This is a genomic window from Pseudomonas sp. PS01299, from assembly GCF_029960145.1.
GTDB classification, from domain to species: Bacteria; Pseudomonadota; Gammaproteobacteria; order Pseudomonadales; family Pseudomonadaceae; genus Aquipseudomonas; species Aquipseudomonas putida_A.
Genome location: NZ_JASCPO010000443.1, coordinates 1 through 2,094 on the forward strand (window position 1 = coordinate 1; position 2,094 = coordinate 2,094).

2 protein-coding genes are annotated in these 2,094 nt (G+C 62.4%); both read left to right on the top strand.

All coding sequences use genetic code 11. From position 1 onward, the window contains the following. Positions 1-177: 177 nt before the first annotated feature. Positions 178-1,611, top strand: coding sequence for a PLP-dependent aminotransferase family protein (locus QMX91_RS30815; protein ID WP_282413879.1), 1,434 nt, complete (start codon positions 178-180; stop codon positions 1,609-1,611). A gap of 123 nt (positions 1,612-1,734) precedes the next feature. Next, complete coding sequence (locus QMX91_RS30820; RefSeq protein WP_003225668.1) at positions 1,735-2,028, top strand: putative quinol monooxygenase; 294 nt, start codon at positions 1,735-1,737, stop codon at positions 2,026-2,028. Positions 2,029-2,094: the final 66 nt, after the last annotated feature.

Genomic DNA, 2,094 nt, shown 5'->3' on the forward strand with positions numbered 1-2,094 from the left:
CGATAGCGGTCATTCAGTCACCGCCATGTTGGAGGTGCCGACCTCATCGCGAGCAGGCTCACTCCTACAAGTGGGGACGGTGACCAATTTCGGGTTTTTGTGCTGCGCAACTACTGCCAATCACCCAACAGCGTTAATCTGGCCGACACCTCAATCGCCCCCCGGAGCCGCGTCGGTATGGAACTTCACGTCGTGATCAATGGCCGCAAGGACCTCGCCGGCCAGCTATACAACCAGTTGCGCGGCGCCATCGAATCCGGGCGCCTGGCCGCCGGCACGCAGTTGCCGCCCAGCCGTCTGCTGGCCGAGCAACTGGGGATCTCGCGCAAGACCATTTCCGACACCTACGCGCAGCTGACTTACGAAAATTTCCTCACCGGGGTGATCGGTAAAGGCACCTACGTCAACGCCCGCCCGGCGCAGATTCAGCGCAAGCAAAGCCACACCGAACTGGCCAGCGCCGAGGTGATCGAGCGTTGGCGCAACCTGCCGGTGTTCTTGCGCCACCCGTCGCTGGAAGGTTCGCTGCGCTATGACTTCATCGGCGGCGCCACCAGCAAGGGCCAGTTCCCGCATGACGACTGGCGCCGCTGCGTCTCCCACGCGATGCGCCAGATGGCCGGCTCCAAAGGTTTCTACAGTGTGCCCGAAGGCCTACCGGCGCTGCGTAATGCGATTGCCCGGCACATCGCGTTTTCGCGCGGGATCAACTGTCAGGACGAAGACATCGTGGTGTGCAACGGCGCGCAACAGGCGCTGGACCTGATCACCCGCGTGCTGATCAGCCCCGGCAGCCGGGTGGCGATGGAAGATCCGGGGTATCCGCCCGCGCGGTTGCTGTTCGGCACCCACGGCGCCGAAGTGGTCGGAATTCCGGTGGATGCCGAAGGGATTGTGGTCGAGCAGATTCCCGAGGGCACGCGGATGATTTATGTCACGCCGTCGCACCAGTTCCCGCTGGGCATGCCGATGAGCCAGGCGCGCCGCGAAGCCTTGCTCGCCCGCGCCTATGAGCTGGGCGCGATCATCATCGAGGACGACTACGACAGCGAATTCCGCTACGAAGGGCGGCCGACGGACTCACTGTTCAGCCTTGATCAGCGCGGCATCGTGGCCTACGTCGGCACCTTCTCCAAGACCTTGCTGCCGGAGCTGCGTCTGGGTTACGCGATCCTGCCGCCGGCGATTCTCGAAGCGGTGATCCGCGCCAAACAGCTCACCGACCTGCACGCCTCGACCCTGCCGCAATGGGCGCTGGCCAAGTTCATTGCCGAAGGTTGCCTGCTCAAGCACATCCGCCGTTGCCACGGGATTTACGCCCAGCGCCGCGAGCGAATTCTGGCGCGCATGGCCACGGATCTGGCGCCGTGGCTGGAAGCGATACCGCCCAGTGCCGGGTTCCACATGGCGGTGCTGTGCAAGGTGCCGATCGACCTGGCGCTGGTGATCGAACTGGCGAAAAAAGTCGAGGTCGGGCTGTATTCCATCGACATTTTTCATTATCAACAGCCGGTGAAGAGCGGCCTGTACTTCGGCTTCGGCGCCATTGAAACCCTCGATATCGACACCGCTCTGGATCGCCTGCGCGAGATTCTGCAACAAGTGGCGTGAATGATTGGTCTGGGCGATTAACCGCCGATTGGTTATTGGTGATCAGCAGGTGCAGGCCTATTCTGCACGGGCGTTATCCCTCAATGAGCAGGATTCGTCCGGCCTGATTCAGGAGTGTGAGCAATGTCCAACGAAGTGATCAACACCGTCCAGGTGCGCGCTGCCGCCGGCCGTTCTGAAGAGCTCGGCCGGCAGTTGCAGAAGATCGTCGACACTTTGCGCCAGACACCGGGCTGCGACGCCTATATGGTCGACCGCTGCCCCGAGGACAGCCAACGCTGGACCGTGAGTGCGCGCTGGCAGTCGGAAGCGGCGATGCAGGCGCACTTCAACCGGCCCGAGGCGCAGGGGTTTATTGACCTGATTGATAGCCGTCTGGCCAATAGTGTGGATTTCAACAGCTTCCCCATCGTCTGACCGGACGCCTTCGCGAGCAAGCTCGCTCCCACATTTGGAATGCGATCAACTGTGGGAGCGAGCTTG